Annotated in this window: 17 protein-coding genes; 11 read left to right on the top strand and 6 right to left on the bottom strand. The window is 71.5% G+C overall.

All coding sequences use genetic code 11. The features are described from left to right. Window positions 1-166 precede the first annotated feature (166 nt). The 5 genes from ACME2J_RS07990 to ACME2J_RS07970 form a co-directional block, all read right to left on the bottom strand. The gene (locus ACME2J_RS07990; RefSeq protein WP_495544364.1) at window positions 167-1,390 is read right to left on the bottom strand and encodes an NAD(P)/FAD-dependent oxidoreductase; all 1,224 of its coding nucleotides are present in this window, start codon (window positions 1,388-1,390) and stop codon (window positions 167-169) included. 18 nt (window positions 1,391-1,408) lie between these two features. After that, entirely contained in the window at window positions 1,409-1,729 is a 321-nt protein-coding gene (locus tag ACME2J_RS07985; RefSeq protein ID WP_495544363.1) for a 2Fe-2S iron-sulfur cluster-binding protein, read from the bottom strand. Between the two features lie 18 nt (window positions 1,730-1,747). Then, the gene (locus tag ACME2J_RS07980; protein WP_495544362.1) at window positions 1,748-2,977 is read right to left on the bottom strand and encodes a cytochrome P450; all 1,230 of its coding nucleotides are present in this window, start codon (window positions 2,975-2,977) and stop codon (window positions 1,748-1,750) included. Window positions 2,978-3,310: 333 nt separating this feature from the next. Then, on the bottom strand, window positions 3,311-4,708 hold the full coding sequence (locus ACME2J_RS07975) for a protoporphyrinogen/coproporphyrinogen oxidase (protein WP_495544361.1): 1,398 nt from the start codon (window positions 4,706-4,708) through the stop codon (window positions 3,311-3,313). 88 nt (window positions 4,709-4,796) lie between these two features. Next, window positions 4,797-6,041 (bottom strand): PucR family transcriptional regulator, encoded by a 1,245-nt coding sequence (locus ACME2J_RS07970; RefSeq protein ID WP_495544360.1) that lies wholly within the window; start codon window positions 6,039-6,041, stop codon window positions 4,797-4,799. Between the two features lie 372 nt (window positions 6,042-6,413). Here ACME2J_RS07970 and ACME2J_RS07965 point away from each other — a divergent pair, with 372 nt between their 5' ends. Both ACME2J_RS07965 and ACME2J_RS07960 read left to right on the top strand, forming a co-directional pair. Then, window positions 6,414-6,677, top strand: a complete 264-nt coding sequence (locus ACME2J_RS07965; RefSeq protein ID WP_495544359.1) for a hypothetical protein — start codon at window positions 6,414-6,416, stop codon at window positions 6,675-6,677. A 196-nt stretch (window positions 6,678-6,873) separates the two neighbouring features. Then, entirely contained in the window at window positions 6,874-8,007 is a 1,134-nt protein-coding gene (locus tag ACME2J_RS07960) for an ASCH domain-containing protein (RefSeq protein ID WP_495544358.1), read from the top strand. Window position 8,008: 1 nt separating this feature from the next. Here ACME2J_RS07960 and ACME2J_RS07955 read toward each other — a convergent pair whose 3' ends face one another. Then, complete coding sequence (locus ACME2J_RS07955) at window positions 8,009-8,230, bottom strand: hypothetical protein (RefSeq protein ID WP_495544357.1); 222 nt, start codon at window positions 8,228-8,230, stop codon at window positions 8,009-8,011. A gap of 80 nt (window positions 8,231-8,310) precedes the next feature. Here ACME2J_RS07955 and ACME2J_RS07950 point away from each other — a divergent pair, with 80 nt between their 5' ends. The 9 genes from ACME2J_RS07950 (at window position 8,311) to ACME2J_RS07910 (ending at window position 15,199) form a co-directional block, all read left to right on the top strand. Continuing rightward, window positions 8,311-8,520 (top strand): hypothetical protein, encoded by a 210-nt coding sequence (locus ACME2J_RS07950; protein ID WP_495544356.1) that lies wholly within the window; start codon window positions 8,311-8,313, stop codon window positions 8,518-8,520. A gap of 138 nt (window positions 8,521-8,658) precedes the next feature. Further along, on the top strand, window positions 8,659-8,862 hold the full coding sequence (locus tag ACME2J_RS07945; RefSeq protein WP_495544355.1) for a hypothetical protein: 204 nt from the start codon (window positions 8,659-8,661) through the stop codon (window positions 8,860-8,862). Further along, window positions 8,859-9,110 (top strand): hypothetical protein, encoded by a 252-nt coding sequence (locus ACME2J_RS07940; protein WP_495544354.1) that lies wholly within the window; start codon window positions 8,859-8,861, stop codon window positions 9,108-9,110. The genes ACME2J_RS07945 and ACME2J_RS07940 overlap by 4 nt, the downstream gene beginning before the upstream one ends. Window positions 9,111-9,558: 448 nt before the next feature. Further along, a complete protein-coding gene (locus ACME2J_RS07935; RefSeq protein WP_495544353.1) occupies window positions 9,559-10,071 on the top strand; it encodes a hypothetical protein in 513 nt (170 codons plus the stop codon). Continuing rightward, complete coding sequence (locus ACME2J_RS07930; RefSeq protein WP_495544352.1) at window positions 10,055-11,770, top strand: terminase; 1,716 nt, start codon at window positions 10,055-10,057, stop codon at window positions 11,768-11,770. The genes ACME2J_RS07935 and ACME2J_RS07930 overlap by 17 nt, the downstream gene beginning before the upstream one ends. A 15-nt stretch (window positions 11,771-11,785) precedes the next feature. Beyond that, window positions 11,786-13,138 (top strand): phage portal protein, encoded by a 1,353-nt coding sequence (locus tag ACME2J_RS07925; RefSeq protein WP_495544351.1) that lies wholly within the window; start codon window positions 11,786-11,788, stop codon window positions 13,136-13,138. After that, window positions 13,135-13,788, top strand: coding sequence for a hypothetical protein (locus tag ACME2J_RS07920; protein WP_495544350.1), 654 nt, complete (start codon window positions 13,135-13,137; stop codon window positions 13,786-13,788). The genes ACME2J_RS07925 and ACME2J_RS07920 overlap by 4 nt, the downstream gene beginning before the upstream one ends. 1 nt (window position 13,789) lies before the next feature. Next, window positions 13,790-14,539: a VG15 protein gene (locus tag ACME2J_RS07915; protein WP_495544349.1), complete on the top strand. Its 750-nt coding sequence runs from the start codon at window positions 13,790-13,792 to the stop codon at window positions 14,537-14,539. 51 nt (window positions 14,540-14,590) lie between these two features. Then, entirely contained in the window at window positions 14,591-15,199 is a 609-nt protein-coding gene (locus ACME2J_RS07910; RefSeq protein ID WP_495544348.1) for a hypothetical protein, read from the top strand. Window positions 15,200-15,217 lie beyond the last annotated feature (18 nt).

Here is a 15,217-nt window from a genome sequence, read left to right as displayed (position 1 = left end):
TTCGGGCGCTTGGCGACGGTGGCAGCGGCGACCCCTCCCGGTGACATAGCACCAGGCTAACGTGCCTTCGTCACGATTTCCACCAGTGATCAAGGGTGCTTTCGAACCTGGCGTGAATCGCGCCTAACATGCACCGGGGCCCTGGGCACAGGGTCCGGGCGTCGTCCTAGCCGACGAGCTCGCCCAGCGGCACCCCCTCGTCGTGCAGACGGCCCTTGTCGACGGGCGAGCCGGTCGTGAGCGCCTTCCTCCCGAAGACGAACTCGGCCGGGCGATTGACGGCGTCGACGGCCAGGAGGCGGGTGCCCGCGAAGTAGAAGGCGGCGAAGCTCCGGCCGTTCTCGGCGTCGCCCCGGATCACGACGTCGTCGAAGCCCTGGGAGAGGCCGGCGATCTGGAGCTTGAGGTCGTGCTGATCGGACCAGAACCACGGGAGCTCGTCGTAGGCCCGCGCCTTCCCGCAGATCGCCGCGGCGGCGACCTTCGCCTGCCCCGTGGCGTTCTGCACCGACTCGAGTCGGACGCGGCGGCCGTACCGCGGGTCGTAGTGCCTGGCGCAGTCCCCGATCGCGTAGATCCGCTCGCCGCTCGTCCGGCAGTGCTCGTCGACGGCGATGCCGTCATCGACGTCGAGACCGGCCTCGGCGGCGAGCTCGACGTTGGGGACGATGCCGGCGCCGATGACGACGAGGTCCGCAGGGTGGTCGCTCCCGTCGTCGCACACGACCGACCGCACGTGCCCGTCCCCCTCGAAGGTCGTCACTCCCACGTTCGTGACGATCTCGACGCCCTCCTCGCGGTGCACGCGCGCGTAGAAGTCGGACACGGGCTCGGCGGTCACCCGCTGCATCACCCGGTCCATCATCTCGAGGACCGTGACCCTCATCCCGAGTCTCCTCAGGACCGCGGCCGTCTCGAGCCCGATGTAGCCGCCGCCGACGATGACGGCGTTCGCCCCGGTGCGGACGTCCGGGCGGATGCGCTCGACGTCGGCGATGTCACGCAGGTAGTGGACGCCGGGCAGATCGCTGCCGGGCAGCGGCAGGCGTCGGGCGCGCGAGCCGACCGCGAGGACGAGCGCGTCGTAGGGCACCCGCTCGCCGCCGGCGAGGAGCACGGCCCCGTCGTCCGGGGCGAGCGACTCGACGCGGCACCCGGGCCGCAGCTCGACGTCGATCTTCTCGTAGGCGGCGGCCGGGCGGATGAGGATCTCGTCGAGGCTCTTCTCCCCGGCCAGGTACGCCTTCGACAGGGGCGGCCGGTGATACGGGACGGCCTGCTCCTCACCGAGGATCGTGATCGCCCCCTCCCAGCCCGACTGCCGCAGCGAGGGAGCGATCTGCGCCGCCGCGTGGCCGGCGCCGACGACGACGCAGCGTGGCTCACCCACGGGCGCTCGCCTCCCGGCTCAGTGCTGCCCGAGGGGCAGGCGGACCGTGATGCCGTCGAGCTCGGGCGACATCTTGATCTGACAGCCGAGCCGCGACTGCTGGTCCCGGGCGTCCGTCAGCTCGAGCATCGTGTCCTCGTCGTCGCCCATGGACGCGAGCTTGTCGGCCCAGGCGGGCTCGACGTGGACGTGGCAGGTCGCGCACGCGCACACGCCGCCGCAGTCGCCGTCGATCCCCGGCACGAGATTGGCGGTCGCCGCCTCCATCAGGCTCTCGCCGTCGGCCACCTCGACCTCGTGCGTCTCGCCGCCGTCGGCGATGAACTTGACCGTTCCCATGATCGTCTCCTCCCCGGCTCAGGCGTCGATGCGGACGGGCATGCTGAGGTAGCCCTTCACGAAGGACGACGGGACCGGCGCCGCGTCGCCGGTGACGACGATCTGGCCGGGCTCGGGCCAGCGCTTCAGGATCTCCTCCCAGAGGATCCGCAGCTGCTGCTCGGCGAGGCGGTTGCCGACGCAGCGATGGATCCCGAAGCCGAACGAGACGTGTCGCCGGACGTTGTCGCGCTCGATGTCGAGGCTCTCGGCGTCCGCGAAGATGGACTCGTCGCGGTTGCCCGAGATGTACCACATGACGACCTTGTCGCCCTTGCGGATCTGCTTGCCGGCGAGCTCGACGTCCTCGATCGCGGTCCGGCGCATGTGCGCGAGCGGGGTCTGCCAGCGGATGAACTCCGACACCGCGTTGCGGACCAGGTCGGGGCGGGCGCAGAGCTTCGCGTACTGCTCGGGGAAGCGATTCATGGCGAGCACGCTCCCGGTCATCGAGTTGCGCGTCGTGTCGTTGCCGCCGACGATCAGCAGGAGCATGTCGCCGAGGATGTCCTGCGGGGTCATGTCCTCCGCCGCCGGGTTGTGCGCGAGCATGCTGATGAGGTCGCCCCTCTGCTCCTCGGCGCCGCGCTGCTGGAAGAGCTCGCCGAAGATGGCGCCGGCGCCCATCAGCTCGGCGGTGCGCTCCTCCTCGGTCTCGACGATGCCGCCGACGCCGGGGATCGTCGTCGTGAGATCGGACCAGCGCGTCAGCTGGAAGCGGTCCTCGATCGGCCAGTCGAAGAGCGTCGCGAGCATCTTCGCGGTGAGATCGAGGGACACCTTCTCGACCCAGTCGAACTCCTCGCCGATCGGCAGCGAGTCGAGCACGTCGCCCGTGCGCTCGCGGATGAGGTCCTCGAGCTTCGCGAGGTTGTCCGGGGCCACCGCGGGGGATGCGGCCTTGCGACGCGGGGTGTGCTCCGGCGGATCCATCTGGATGAAGGCCGGGAGGTCCGACGTGAAGATGTCCATGATGAGGACGCCTCCGTGCCGCGAGGCCGAGGAGAACTCCTTCGGGTGCCTCTCGACGAACATGATGTCCTCGTGACGCGTGACGGACCAGTAAGGGCCGAACTCGCTCTCGGGGCAGTAGCTGACGGGATCCTCCGCCCGCAGCTTGGCGAAGATCGAGCTGTAGCTGCCATCCACGAAGGCCTGCGGTGAGCCGGGGTGGAGCTCGGTACTCGACGAGGGTGGGGTGGCGGTCATCTTCTGGTCTCCTTGCAGTGAGTCACGGCGCGCTCTCACGCCTCGACGGACACCGGCGTGCCGATGTCGCCTTCGTCGAGGGACGGAGGGGACGAGGGCGGGTCGCGAACCTGCCGCCGACCTGGCCTCTCCTCGCTCCGACGTGCGTGGGCCACACGTTCGCCGACGCCTCGCTGCCGCGCCTCTCCCGCGGGGGTCATCTTCGGTACCCGCGCGGAGTGGGGACGTCAGGGGATGGGCCGGATCCGCGACGGACGCGGTGCGGCAGCGCTCACGACACCGATCGGAGACGCTCACGCTGAGCGGGAGCTTCTCCGATGACCGGCCCGCGGGTCAGCGCGCGGCGTCCTCGCCGACCCGCTCACGGGCGGGGACCTGCGCGAAGAGCGCCTCGGGGGCGCGGCCGAGCGCGGCCACCTGGGTCGCCGCGGCGCCCTCGGCGAGACGGTCGACGGCCTGCTCGCCGCTGACGATGGCGGCCTCCACGCCGGCGTGGGCGAAGTAGTCGCCGGCGAGCGCGATGCCCTGCGGCATGTCGCGGTGCACGGAGTTGAGGGTGGCGTAGTGGCCGGGGCCGGCGATCGACAACCCGCGCTCGTAGTGGAAGAGCTCCACGAAGTCCGGGTCGGGGGCGGGGCCGTAGGCCTGCGTGGCGGCGTCGATCGCGGCCTGCGTGATCTCCTCGTCGGTCATCGTGGCGAGCGGCGGCGTGTAGAAGTAGACGCCGACGGCCTCGCCGCCGGGCGGCACCGTGCCGGGGTGGCGGTGGCTCTGCAGGACGGCCGCTCCCCACACGGCCTCGGGCTGGTTGGCGGGCAGGGCGACGCTGATCCGCTCGCCCGGGTACGGGTTCTTCTTCCAGCACACCTGCGCGTGGGCGTACTCGGAGTACTGGCAGCCGCGGAGCTTGACGATCGCCTCGTCGCGCACGAGCCCGTCGAGCAGGTCGGCGCTCACGCCGGGCTCGGAGGCGATGACGACGCCGTCGACCTCGTGGATCTCGCCGCCGGCGGTCACCGCCCAGCCGGACGCGGTCCGCGCGAGCTCCTTCGCCGGGGCCGAGGTCCGCACGTCGAGGGTCGGCGTCCCGGCGATGAGCCAGTCGGAGATCTGGCCGACGCCCCCCGGCGGGACGGAGAGCTCGAGCTTGTAGAACTGCTGCAGGATCGCCTGGAAGAGCGGCGTCGACAGCCACGTCATCGGGACCGCGTAGAGGAACCCCATGTACGGGACCGTGATGTAGTCGTGCCCCTTGTCGCCGAGCACGCGGCGCGACCACGTCTCGAGCGTCTCGCCGCGGTCGTACTTCGCGAGGTCCCGGCCGTCGAAGCACGACGTCGGGCCGCGTCGCACGAGCTGCGACGCGACCCCGGCCGCGATCCTGAGCTTCTCCGCCGTGGAGAAGACGGGCAGCTTGAGGAAGCTGATGACTTGATCGAAGCCGACCTCGTACCGGGAGCCGTCGGCGTCGATGACGTGCGTGCGGGCGTCCCACGGCACGAGCTCGTCGTCGCGGCCCAGCTCCTTCAGCAGCGCGTTCGTCCGCGGGTAGATGCCGCCCATCAGGAACAGCGCGCCGGAGCCGAGGTTGAACCCCTCGCGGTGCTTCTGCTGCGTGCGGCCTCCGATCTGGTCCTGCGCCTCCAGGAGCAGCACCTGATGCCCGCGCTTGCCGAGCGTGTAGGCCGCGGCGCACCCCGCGGGACCGCCTCCGATGACCGCTGTCCTCATGCGCCGACCGTACGCGCGCCGCACGCCGGAGGCGACCGCGGCCGAAGAGGAATCCGCTCGGCCGTTTATCGGCGGACGACAAGAGCGCTCAGCGGCCGACCGACATGACCTCGTGGAGCAGGAGCGCCGACTCGAGCTCGACCCGGCGCTCGGCGAGACGGCGCCCGAGCAGGTCCTCGGCCTGCCGGACCCGGTAGGTCACGGTCTTCTCGTGCACCCCGAGGCGCTGCGCCGCCCGCACGTGGCTCTCTCCCACGGCGAAGTACGCGCGCAGCGTCTCCCGCAGCCGCCGCGACGGCTCCCGGTCGCCGAGCAGCGGCCCGATCTCGCGCCGGATGAGCGCTCGAGCACGTTCCGGGTCGGCGCTGAGCGCGGCGACGAGCGCGATGTCATCGTGGTGCGTGACGGCATCGCGGCCGCCGAGGACGCCCAGCCGCAGCGCGTCGACGGCCTCGCGGTGACTCGTGCGGAACCCCGCCGCGCCGCGGTTGCGGTTGCTGAAGCCCGCGGCGACCTTCGGCGCCACCAGCCGGCCGATCTGCTCCTCGGACACCGCTGCGTCGGTCATGGCGACCCACACCACCTGCGCCGCCTCGTGGGTGAGCAGCACCGTCGCGAGCGCAAGCCGGCCGCGGATCCGGGTGGCCAGCGCGGAGGCGAGGCCCTCGTCGTCCCCGGGCGGCAGCGCGATCGCGAGGTGCGCGGCCTCGACGTCGTAGCCGAGCTTCGCGAGGTCCTCTGCCCGCCCGCCGGCGAGAGCCTCACGCACGATGTCGGCGGGGGACCGGTCGAGCCCCGCGCTCTTGCGCAGCCGGGTCTCGCGCCAGTGCGCGATCGACTCTTCGGCCATCCGGTCCTGGTAGGCGTCGAAGTCGGCGGTACTGGCCGCGAGGATGGCGCAGGTCGCCTCGTGCTGGTCCTCGGAGGCACCGACGTGTGCCGCCCAGATCTGCCACAGCTCCGCGATGCCGAGCCGGTAGGTGCGCAGCACCGCGACCAGGCCGTCCTCGTGCTCGGCCAGGCGCTCGTAGAACGCGCGCGCCTCGAGCGGCGTCTCCGCCGCGCTCCCCGCGACCCCCTCCGCGAGCATCGACAGGATCGCGCTGGCGTTCGACCGCGCGGCCCGGTAGACCGTCGCCGGCCACGTCGGATCCTGCGGCCGGGACAGCTCGGGCACGTGCCGCAGGACGTGGTCGGCGAGATGCTGGGAGATGGACGAGACGTCGTCGAGCAGCGTCGCCGCGAGCTCTCGCATCGCCGCCTCGGCCTCCACGGGCAGGCCCGGACGGACGCGCCACCGGACTGCCGGAAGGTCGTTCGGCTCGACGCTCACGGAACCAGGCTACGCCGGTTCACGATCCCTCTGCCGGGAGGTCGGCCCACGACAGAGACGCGGTCGTGGCGTACCGGATACCTGGATCGCGGTTGATCCAGACCCCCCCCCCGCGCCGACCGCCCTTGCAGGCTCCGTGCGGCTCCACCTTCCAGTGACGCTCGGCACAGCGCTCCGCTCCCTCGGCCGAGCGGTGCGACTCCCGTGTGAACGATGAGAGGGAACCAGCCAACCCGGTTCTCCGCGAGACCCAGCCCGCCTCGCCGAAGACCTGCACACGACGGAAGCCCTCTGCCGGACTCGAACCGGCGACCCCTTCCTTACCATGGGCGTCTCCCCGGCCCAGGAACCGACGAATCCCCGGCGAACGACATGCCTCAAGGGGTCCCAGGCGACCCCGACGAGGCTCCGCGTGTTCGCACTGAGTTCGCACGCCTCGCCGCGTTCCTCACGACGGGCAGGCACACCCGCAAGCTCCGCCGAGCGTACCGCGCCCTCGACCGCGCGGAGCTCAACCTCCTCTTCGCGCGCACCCGTGTCGATGCGCTCGAGCGCCGCCACCCACGCGCCGCCGACGACGAGCTCGGACCTCCGAGCGAGATCGCCAGCGTCGAGGAGTGGGGCCCGTGCGGATGACCATGGGCGCGCTCCTCACGACAGCCCTCCTCCCCGCGCCGGTCGCGAGTCCGCCCGGCAGATGGGCCCTGTGCCGACCGCTCGACGAGCTCGCGCCGCGACGCATCCTTCACCCGCTCGCACGGGCTCGCGAGGAAGCCGAGCGGCGACTGTCGCACCGCTGGACCTGTAAGCGCGTCCACCGTTACCTCGCCGAGTGCATCGGCCGGCCCGCCCCAACCGCGTCGACGACCGGGCGCATCCGGTGGCGACGCGCCGACCGCGACGTCACCTCCGGGAGCTACTGCAACACCGTCACAATCACCGCAGCGGCCGCGACAAGAACGGCGGCCCACGCGGCGCGCAGGGCTCGCCGCTCCGCAGCTCGCGCGGACGCCTGCATCTGGTGCAGCGTGGAGACCACGGCGGCAAGGGCGAGCGCATCGCTCATGTCGGCGTTGAAGGTGGGGCGGTCCATCGCCCTGAGCAACTCGAGCGGAGGCACCTCCGCAAGGTCCTCGAATCGCTTCCAGCCCATGTCGTGGATGTGGTGGTACTTCCGAAGTTCAAGCATGGCGACCACCGTAGAAGCCTCGACGAAAGTGCCCTCGTGATCTTCTCGAAGCCCCTCGACCGGCTGGTCCTCGAAGGTCGCAAGACCGAGACCCGCCGCCCGGTGAAGACCGACAACCACGGCCGGCTCATCCCGTGCCGCTTCAAGTCCGGCCGAGACTACGCCGTCCAGCGCGGCCGCGGGAAACCCGAGATCGCGCGCATCCGCATCGTGAGCGTCGACGGCCCCGAGCCGGTCGGCCGAGTCGACCAGCGCGCCGCGCAGCGCGAAGGCTTCAAGACCACGACCGCGTTCCGCGATTACTGGATGACCCTCTACGACCACGCGTGGCCGCCGGTCGAACCGTGCAACGCGTGCGACGGGGACGGGACCGTCGACTGCCACGAATGTTGGAAGGAAGCGCCGGCAGGGCCGCTGCGTGTCCACGCACTCGACGCGCACCCGTGCGACCGGTGCGACGCGACCGGTGAGCAGCTCGTCGCCGTCGACGACCAGGACGTCCACGATCGCTTCGAGGATCGGCACGCCCAGACGCTCGTGTGGGTGATCCGCTTCGAGCTCGCCGAAGGACTTCGCCTCCTGACGCCAGCCTCTCGGCCCGCAGGCACTGAGCTCGGGATCACCAACAACCCGGCACGGGCGATGCGCGAAGAGCCCGAGGCGGTCGACGTCGGGCTGCTCGGCCGGCACTGGCGCGAGCAGGCCAGCCGCCGGCACGCCGGAGCGCGAGACCGCCGCTCGCTCGCAGCCGACCTCGCACGGCGGCTCGCTTCGTGAACTACTCAGGCACCACCGGCTCGACCGCTGAGGCGACCACGCGGGACGTCCGCTGCTTGGCGGTCGTAGCGCCTGGGATCTCATCCCACTCGACGTCGAGCTGCGTGTCCCCAGGAATCTCACCGCCGAGCGTGGAGATCCGCCGCGGCGTTACGCGACGCACGGTCCCCTCGACGCTGGTCTGACCGCGCGTGCCGCGGACTCGATCGCCGACCTTGAACATCACCCGATCGTAGGTGAGCGGGAGTTCGTGCGTCACGGGCAGGCGCCAGAAGTCTCCGGGTCGCCGTCTACCGTGAGGTCATGAACTACGAGGATCGCCTTCAGAAAGAACTCGACCGGATCACCGAGCGGGCCAAGGCCGTAGAGCTAAACGAGGACTATCCCGACTCGCCAACGCTCGTTGGGATCTTTAACGTCTGCATGCAGGAGATCGCCGAGATCCGAGTCGCAATTGACCTGCTCCGCGAGCACGTCGGCATGAGTAACGATGCGCCGCCCCAAGACGCGTGACACCTGCCGCCGCGTGCCGTAGCATCCCGGATGAGCGCGAGACCTTCGACGCCGAGCAGCACGAATCGGCCTCGTCTCCTGCGCGTCACGACCTCTCCTCCCCGCCTGACGACACGAGCCTCGCGCTCCCCCCTCGTCATGCGTGACAGCATTCTCACCGCCCGCCGCCGGCAGCACGAGCGCCTCGCAGCGCTCGTGCGTCGCGCCGCGCTCGACCTCCCCGACGACCAGGTCGCCGAGCTCGAGCGCACGGTGCGTCTCGTCCAGGCCGGCGAGCTGAGCGCACGCGATGCCCACGAGATCATCGCCGCCGCCCAGGCCGAGCACCGCCAGGCCGCATGAGTGACCTGGCCGCCACCGTGAGCACGGACGTCTATCTCCACGGCGACCCCGTTCCGCTCCGAACGACGGCGACCGTCGACGCGATCCGCACCCGGCTCCTCGACCTTGCCGACATGGTGAGCAACCTCAGCAACGAGCTCGCGTTCATCGAGCTGCCGATCGACCGGGGCGACACGCGCGACATCGCGCTCGTCTGCATCGACGCGATCTCCGCGATCGTCCCATCACCACGCGAGGACGACGCGTGAGCGGCAAGCGCCCCAGCTCCGCCCGCCGCGGCTACGGTGCTGCGCACCAGCAGCGCCGCTCCCGCGCAGCCCGTGACGTCGCTGCCGGCGCGGCCACGTGCTGGCGGTGCGGCAAGCCCATCGGCCCCGACGAGCCGTGGGACCTCGGGCACGACGACGATGATCGGTCGATCACGCGCGGACCTGAGCACCAGCGATGCAACCGCGCGACCGCGAGCCGCCGGCCGACCGCAGCTCGCAACGAGCCGCACCCCGGTCTCCTCTCGTGACCGCGCAGGGGCGGGTGGGGGGGGGAGCCCCCTATCCCTCTCCGTCGTAGACCGGGGAGTTAGCGCCTGACAGTGCGTACGGGTTCTCAGTTCCCCCCGGGCGCGCGAACGGCCACGAACTTCGAGACGCACGATCGGACCCCGGGCCAGGAGCCGGGACGAGCCCAGGAGGCCCCGAGATGTCCGGACCGCTGCCGGACCCGAACCGCCGTCGGCGCAACGCGCCGACGATCAAGACCTCGCACCTCCCCGCGGAGGGACGCAAGGGTCGAGCGCCCGCCGTGCCGAAGGCGTACAAGCTCGGCGAGGCCGGCACGAAGTGGTGGCGCTGGGCATGGCGCCTCCCCCAGGCGACGCGCTGGGACGACGGCGCCCTGTACTTCGTTGCTCGCCGCGCGCAGCTCGAGGACGAGCTCGCCGCGATCGCCTTCACCGACGACCTCGACCTCGGCGATCTCCTCGCCGGCGCCGACGAGGACGCGATCAAGCGCGTCGAGTTCGCGCTCTCCACGCTGAAGAAGTCAGCGAGCGGCGCGACCGCGCTCATGAAGGAGATGCGCGAGCTCGACAACCGACTCGGCCTCAACCCGAAGGCGCTCGCCGACCTGCGCTGGACGATCGCAGAGCCGGCCGCCGAGGACGCGGACGCGGACGTCCCGCACCTCGACGACTACCGTGCCCGCGTCGGCTGAGAGCGAGGTCCTCCCCGGCTACTACGTCGAGCCCGAGACCGGCGCATGGCTCACGCTCCCGTGGCCACCGGACTTCGAGGACTCCCTCACGATCGGGCCGCAGGTCGTCGCGTGGTGCGAGCGATGGCTGCGCAACCACCTCACCGGCGAGCCGTGGCGCTTCACCCGCGGCCAGCTCCGGTTCGTGCACCTCTGGTACGCGCTGCGCGACACGGGCCCGGTGCCACGCTGGCGCTACCGGTCTGGCGTGAAGCGCGGCGCGAAGGGCGTCGGGAAGGACCCGCTCCTCGCGGTCCTGGCGCTCGCCGAGCTCTGCGGCCCGACGCGGCCGGTGTGGCACCGCGACCGGTGGATCGGGGAGCGCCATCGCATGGCGCTCGTCCAGATCGCGGCGAACTCGGAGGCGCAAGCGACCGACCCTCTGCGCGTCGCGAACGCGATGGTCGACTCGCACATGGCCGCCGAGTTCGGGTTCGACAAGGGCATCCTGTCGACGAAGCTCGAGGGCGGCTCGCGGATCGAGCTCCTCACGAACTCGGAGCGGTCCGCGGAGGGCGACCCGGCGACCGCCGTCTTCCTCAACGAGTCGCACCACATGACCGAGACGTCCGGCGGGCAGGCGCTCGCCGGCGTCGCACGGCGCAACGTCGGCAAGTCGCCCGGCGGCATGGCGCGCGTCCTCGAGATGACGAACGCGCACATGCCCGGCGAGGGCTCCGTCGCCGAGGACTCCTACGAGGCGTGGCAAGCGCAGGCGACCGGCAGGACGCGCCGGCGGGACATCCTCTACGACTCGCGGGAGGCGCCGCCGCACCTGTCGCTGCACGACGAGGACGAGCTGATGGCCGGGCTCGCCGCCGCGTACGCGGACGCGCAGTGGGTCGACCTCGAGCGCATCCGCGACGAGGCGCAGGACCCGCGCGTCCCGCTCGCCGACTCGATCCGGTTCTACTTCTCGAGCCTTCCCGTCGCCGAGGACGCGTGGATCGACCCGCGCAAGTTCGACGACCTGCGGTCCGAGTCGACCGTCGAGGAGGGCGAGCGGATCGCGATGTTCCTCGACTGCTCGAAGTCCTCGGACGCGACGGTGCTCGTCGGGTGCCGGATCAGCGACGGGCACGTCTTCGCGCTCGGCGGCTGGCAGCGGCCACGAGGCGACCGCGGCACCGGATGGCTCGCGCCACGGCACGAGGTCGACGCGAAGGTCCGCGACGCGTTCGAGCGCTGGCACGTCCAGTGGTTCGGCGTCGACCCGTCGCCGGCCCGCGATGACGACGACGAGGCGCTCTACTGGGCGGAGCTCGTCGACGCGTGGCACCGCGACTTCCGCGACGACGTCCTCGAGTGGGCGACACCAGGGAAGAAGGGCTCCGCCGTCTCGTTCGACATGCGCTTCTCGACACCGGGCGGCCGCGACCGCGTCCGCGCGCTCACCGAAGAAGCGGAGAAGACGGCGCAGGCGATCGACGAGGACGCGTCGCTCACGTGGGACGGCCCGCCGATGTTCCGCATCCACGTCCACAACGCGCGCCGGCGTCCGAACCAGTTCGGCGTCGCGATCGGGAAGCAGACCCGCTCGAGCTCGAAGCTCGTCGACTACGCCGTCGCGATGGTCGGCGCGCGCCTCGGCCGGCGGATCGTCCTCAACAGCGGCAAGCGGACCCGGAAGAAGCGCAGCGGCCGCGCCGTGTTCACGTGACGTCAGGAGGTTCGCGTGCCGCTGAGTGCGCAGGCCGCCGCCGACCAGGCGGCGAAGCTCTACGAGATCCACGCTGGCGAGCGACGCCAGCTCGACACGATCCGCCGGTACTGGAAGGGACGCCAGGCGATCCCGGCGGTCATCCCGTCGAGCACGCCGGCGCAGGTCCGGCAGCTCGCGCGGATCGCCCGCGTGAACTTCTGCGAGATCGTCGTTTCGACGCTCGCGCAGTCGACGTTCGTCGACGGGTTCCGCGGGAAGGACGACGAGGACGACCTCGACGTGTGGGCGGCGTGGCAGCGGAACCGGCTCGACGCCAGGCAGTCCGGCATCCATCGCGCCGCGTTCGCGTACGGCGCCGCGTACGCCGTCGTGCTGCCCGGCGACCGCGGCCCCGTGATCCGCGGCGCGTCGCCTCGTCGCCTGACCGCCATCTACGGCGAGGACCTCGACTGGCCGATGTGGGCGCTCGAGCAGCTCGACGGGACGCTCTGGCGGATGTTCGACGAGGAGCACGTCTACTACGTGCGCCGCAAGTCGGACGGCAAGTTCGAGCACGACGAGACGCGGTCGCACGGCAGCCCCGTCGTCCCCGTCGTCCGGTACCTCGACGAGGACGACCTCGACGCCGACGACGAGGTCGAGCCCGCGGACATGATCGCGGGAGTCGCCCGCGTCGACACGCCCACGGGCGGGCAGATCGCGCCGCTCATGCGGCTGCAGGATCAGGTCGACCTCACGACGTTCGGACTCCTCGTCGCGCAGCACTACAGCGCGTTCCGGCAGCGGTACGCGATCGGGTGGGTCGCCGAGGACGAGGCCGAGAAAATGAAGGCGGCCGCCTCGACGCTCTGGACGTTCGACGAGGACCCGCAGGACCTCACGCTCGGCGAGTTCTCGCAGACCGACCTCAAGGGGTACATCGAGTCGCGGGAGGCGTCGCTGCGGCACGCCGCGACGCTGTCACAGACCCCGGTGCACGAGCTGATTGGCGAGCTCATCAACCTGTCCGCGGAGGCGCTCGCCGCCGCCGAGGCGGGCCGCGACCGCAAGGTCGACGAGCGCAAGACGCTCCTCGGCGAGTCGCACGAGCAGACGTTCTGGCTCAGCGGCCGCCTCATGGGGACCGAGGTCCCGGATGACGCCCAGGTCGTCTGGCGGGACACGTCGGCGCGCGCGTTCGCCGCGACCGTCGACGCGCTCGGCAAGCTCGTGACGATGCTCGGCATCCCGCCGCAGGAGCTCTGGGAGCGAGTGCCCGGCGCGACGCGCCAGGACATCGAGCGGTGGAAGCAGGCCGCCGAGCAAGGCGACTCGTTCCGAGTCCTCGCGGACCTCCTCGAGCGGCAGGCAGGAGACGCCACATGAAGCCGCTCGTCTGCGTCATGAACATCCGCCGCATCCCCGAGGCGCTCGCCAGCTTCGAGGCGCTCGACTGCGATGTCGCATGGATGAGCGGCTACACCGACGCCGGACTCGGGCCGGTCCACGAGCGCATCGTCGCCGACACCGATCACGACGCGTACCTCATCTGCTCCGACGACTGCATCGTCGATCAGGCCGCGCTCGACAGCGTCGTCCGTCTCCTCGAGGAAGGACACCCGGCCGCGACCGGCTGGTGCAAGCTCCACACGACCTCCCCGCTCGCGAACCTCTGCCACGCACCGCTCGTCGGTGACGAGCCGCGCCTCGAGGCGTACCCGTTCTACGCGGTCGACACGGTCCGCGCGTGGCCGGACGCGATCGTCCCGACGCACTTCATGGGCTTCAGCCTTACGGGGATGCCGCGCGAGATGTGGGAACGCTTCCCCTACCGCGCGTTCACCGAGCGGCGCGCCCGCGGCTACAGCTCCGACTTCAACCTGTCGGCCCGGCTACGCGACGCCGGCGTGCCGATGGTGGCTGCGCGCGACGGATACATCGAGCACCTCAAGATCGCGCGCGGTCAGAAACCCGCCTCGCACACCCTCCTGTTCGGGGAGATGCAGCGCGAAGTGCGGATCGTCAAGGCGGCGTGACGTGGCGCGCACCGACGCCGGCGCCACGCTCACGGCGCAGCACCGGCAAGCGCAACTCGAGCTGCGAGCGCGCGCCCTCCGAGACTTCATGCGCGTCTGGCCGATTTGGCAGGGCGACGGCGCGTCGTTCGGCGAGCTCACCGCCGCGACGATCCCGCTCATCCGCACCTACCACCGCGTCTCGGGTGCCGCGGCCGCCGACTACTTCGGGTCGTTCCGCCGCGCCGAGCGCGCCGGCGGTGCGGCGCGCTCGATCCCGGCGCCACCGCTCGACGAGGACCGCGTCGTCGCGTCGCTCGTCGTCACCGCGCAGCAGACGGTCGGGCGCGCCGTCGCCGGCGGACGGTCGCCGCAGGCAGCGATGCAGACCGCGCTCGTGAAGACTTCGGGCGCCGTCACCCGCCACGTCCTGCAGGGCGGACGCGACACTCTCGTCCTCTCCGCGGGAGCCGACCGGCGCGCGACCGGCTGGCAGCGCGTCACGTCGGGGCGGCCTTGCGCGTTCTGCGCGATGGTCGCCTCGCGCGGCGCCGTGTTTCACGGGGAGGACACCGCCGAGTTCCAGGCGCACGACGCGTGCGCGTGCTCGGCGGAACCGGCGTACGCGGACACGCGGATGCCCGAGGCGTCCCAGCGGTTCCGGGACCTCTACAACCAGGCGCAGCGCGACGCGCGCGACGCGGGCGAGCTCGAGCGAGGCACGAGCAACGACGCCCTCAACGCTTTCCGTCGGCTCCTCGCCGGCGGATGACGGGCCGCCCCAGGCGGGCGGCCGACACCGATCGACCCCAGGAGGGTCTGCATGTTCATCTACCGACACCCCCGGTTCCTCCTCGACAGCGACGGGGGCGGCGGGGGCGGCGGCGCCGAAAGCGGCCAGGAGCCGCAGGGCACCGGCGAAGGCGGCAACCCGAACCCGGACGGAGGCGGTAGCGCCGACGCCGGCGGACAGACGCCGCCGTGGGGAAGCCCCGAGGAGTTCGACCCGGAGAAGGCGTGGAAGCTCATCACGAACCTTCGCGACGACATCGGCTCGCTCAGGTCCGAGCGGGACGACCTCAAGGGCAAGGTGCAGCAGCACGAGGACGCGACCAAGAGCGACCACGAGAAGCTCGAGGAGCGCGCCACCGGCGCGGAGTCCCGCGCCGGGAAGGCAGAGGCAGAGGCCGCGCGACTTCGGGTCGCGCTCCGCAAGGGCCTCACCGAGACGCAGGCGAAGCGTCTCGTCGGTGACTCCGAGGAGGACCTCGAGAAGGACGCCGACGAGCTGCTCGCCTCGTTCCAGCGCGACGACGACGGCGACGACCGCCGGCGTCCGCGGGAGCGACTGCGGCCAGGTGCCGCCCCCTCCTCCGAACCGGAGGAGTCAGACCCGGAGAAACTCGCGGCCAAGGTGCCGCGCATGTACTGAGCGTGCGCGCCACTCGTC

The sequence above is a fragment of the Paraconexibacter sp. genome, from assembly GCF_059438195.1.
Note: the sequence above shows the minus strand (reverse complement) of the source record. Positions and strands in the feature narration are given on the sequence as shown.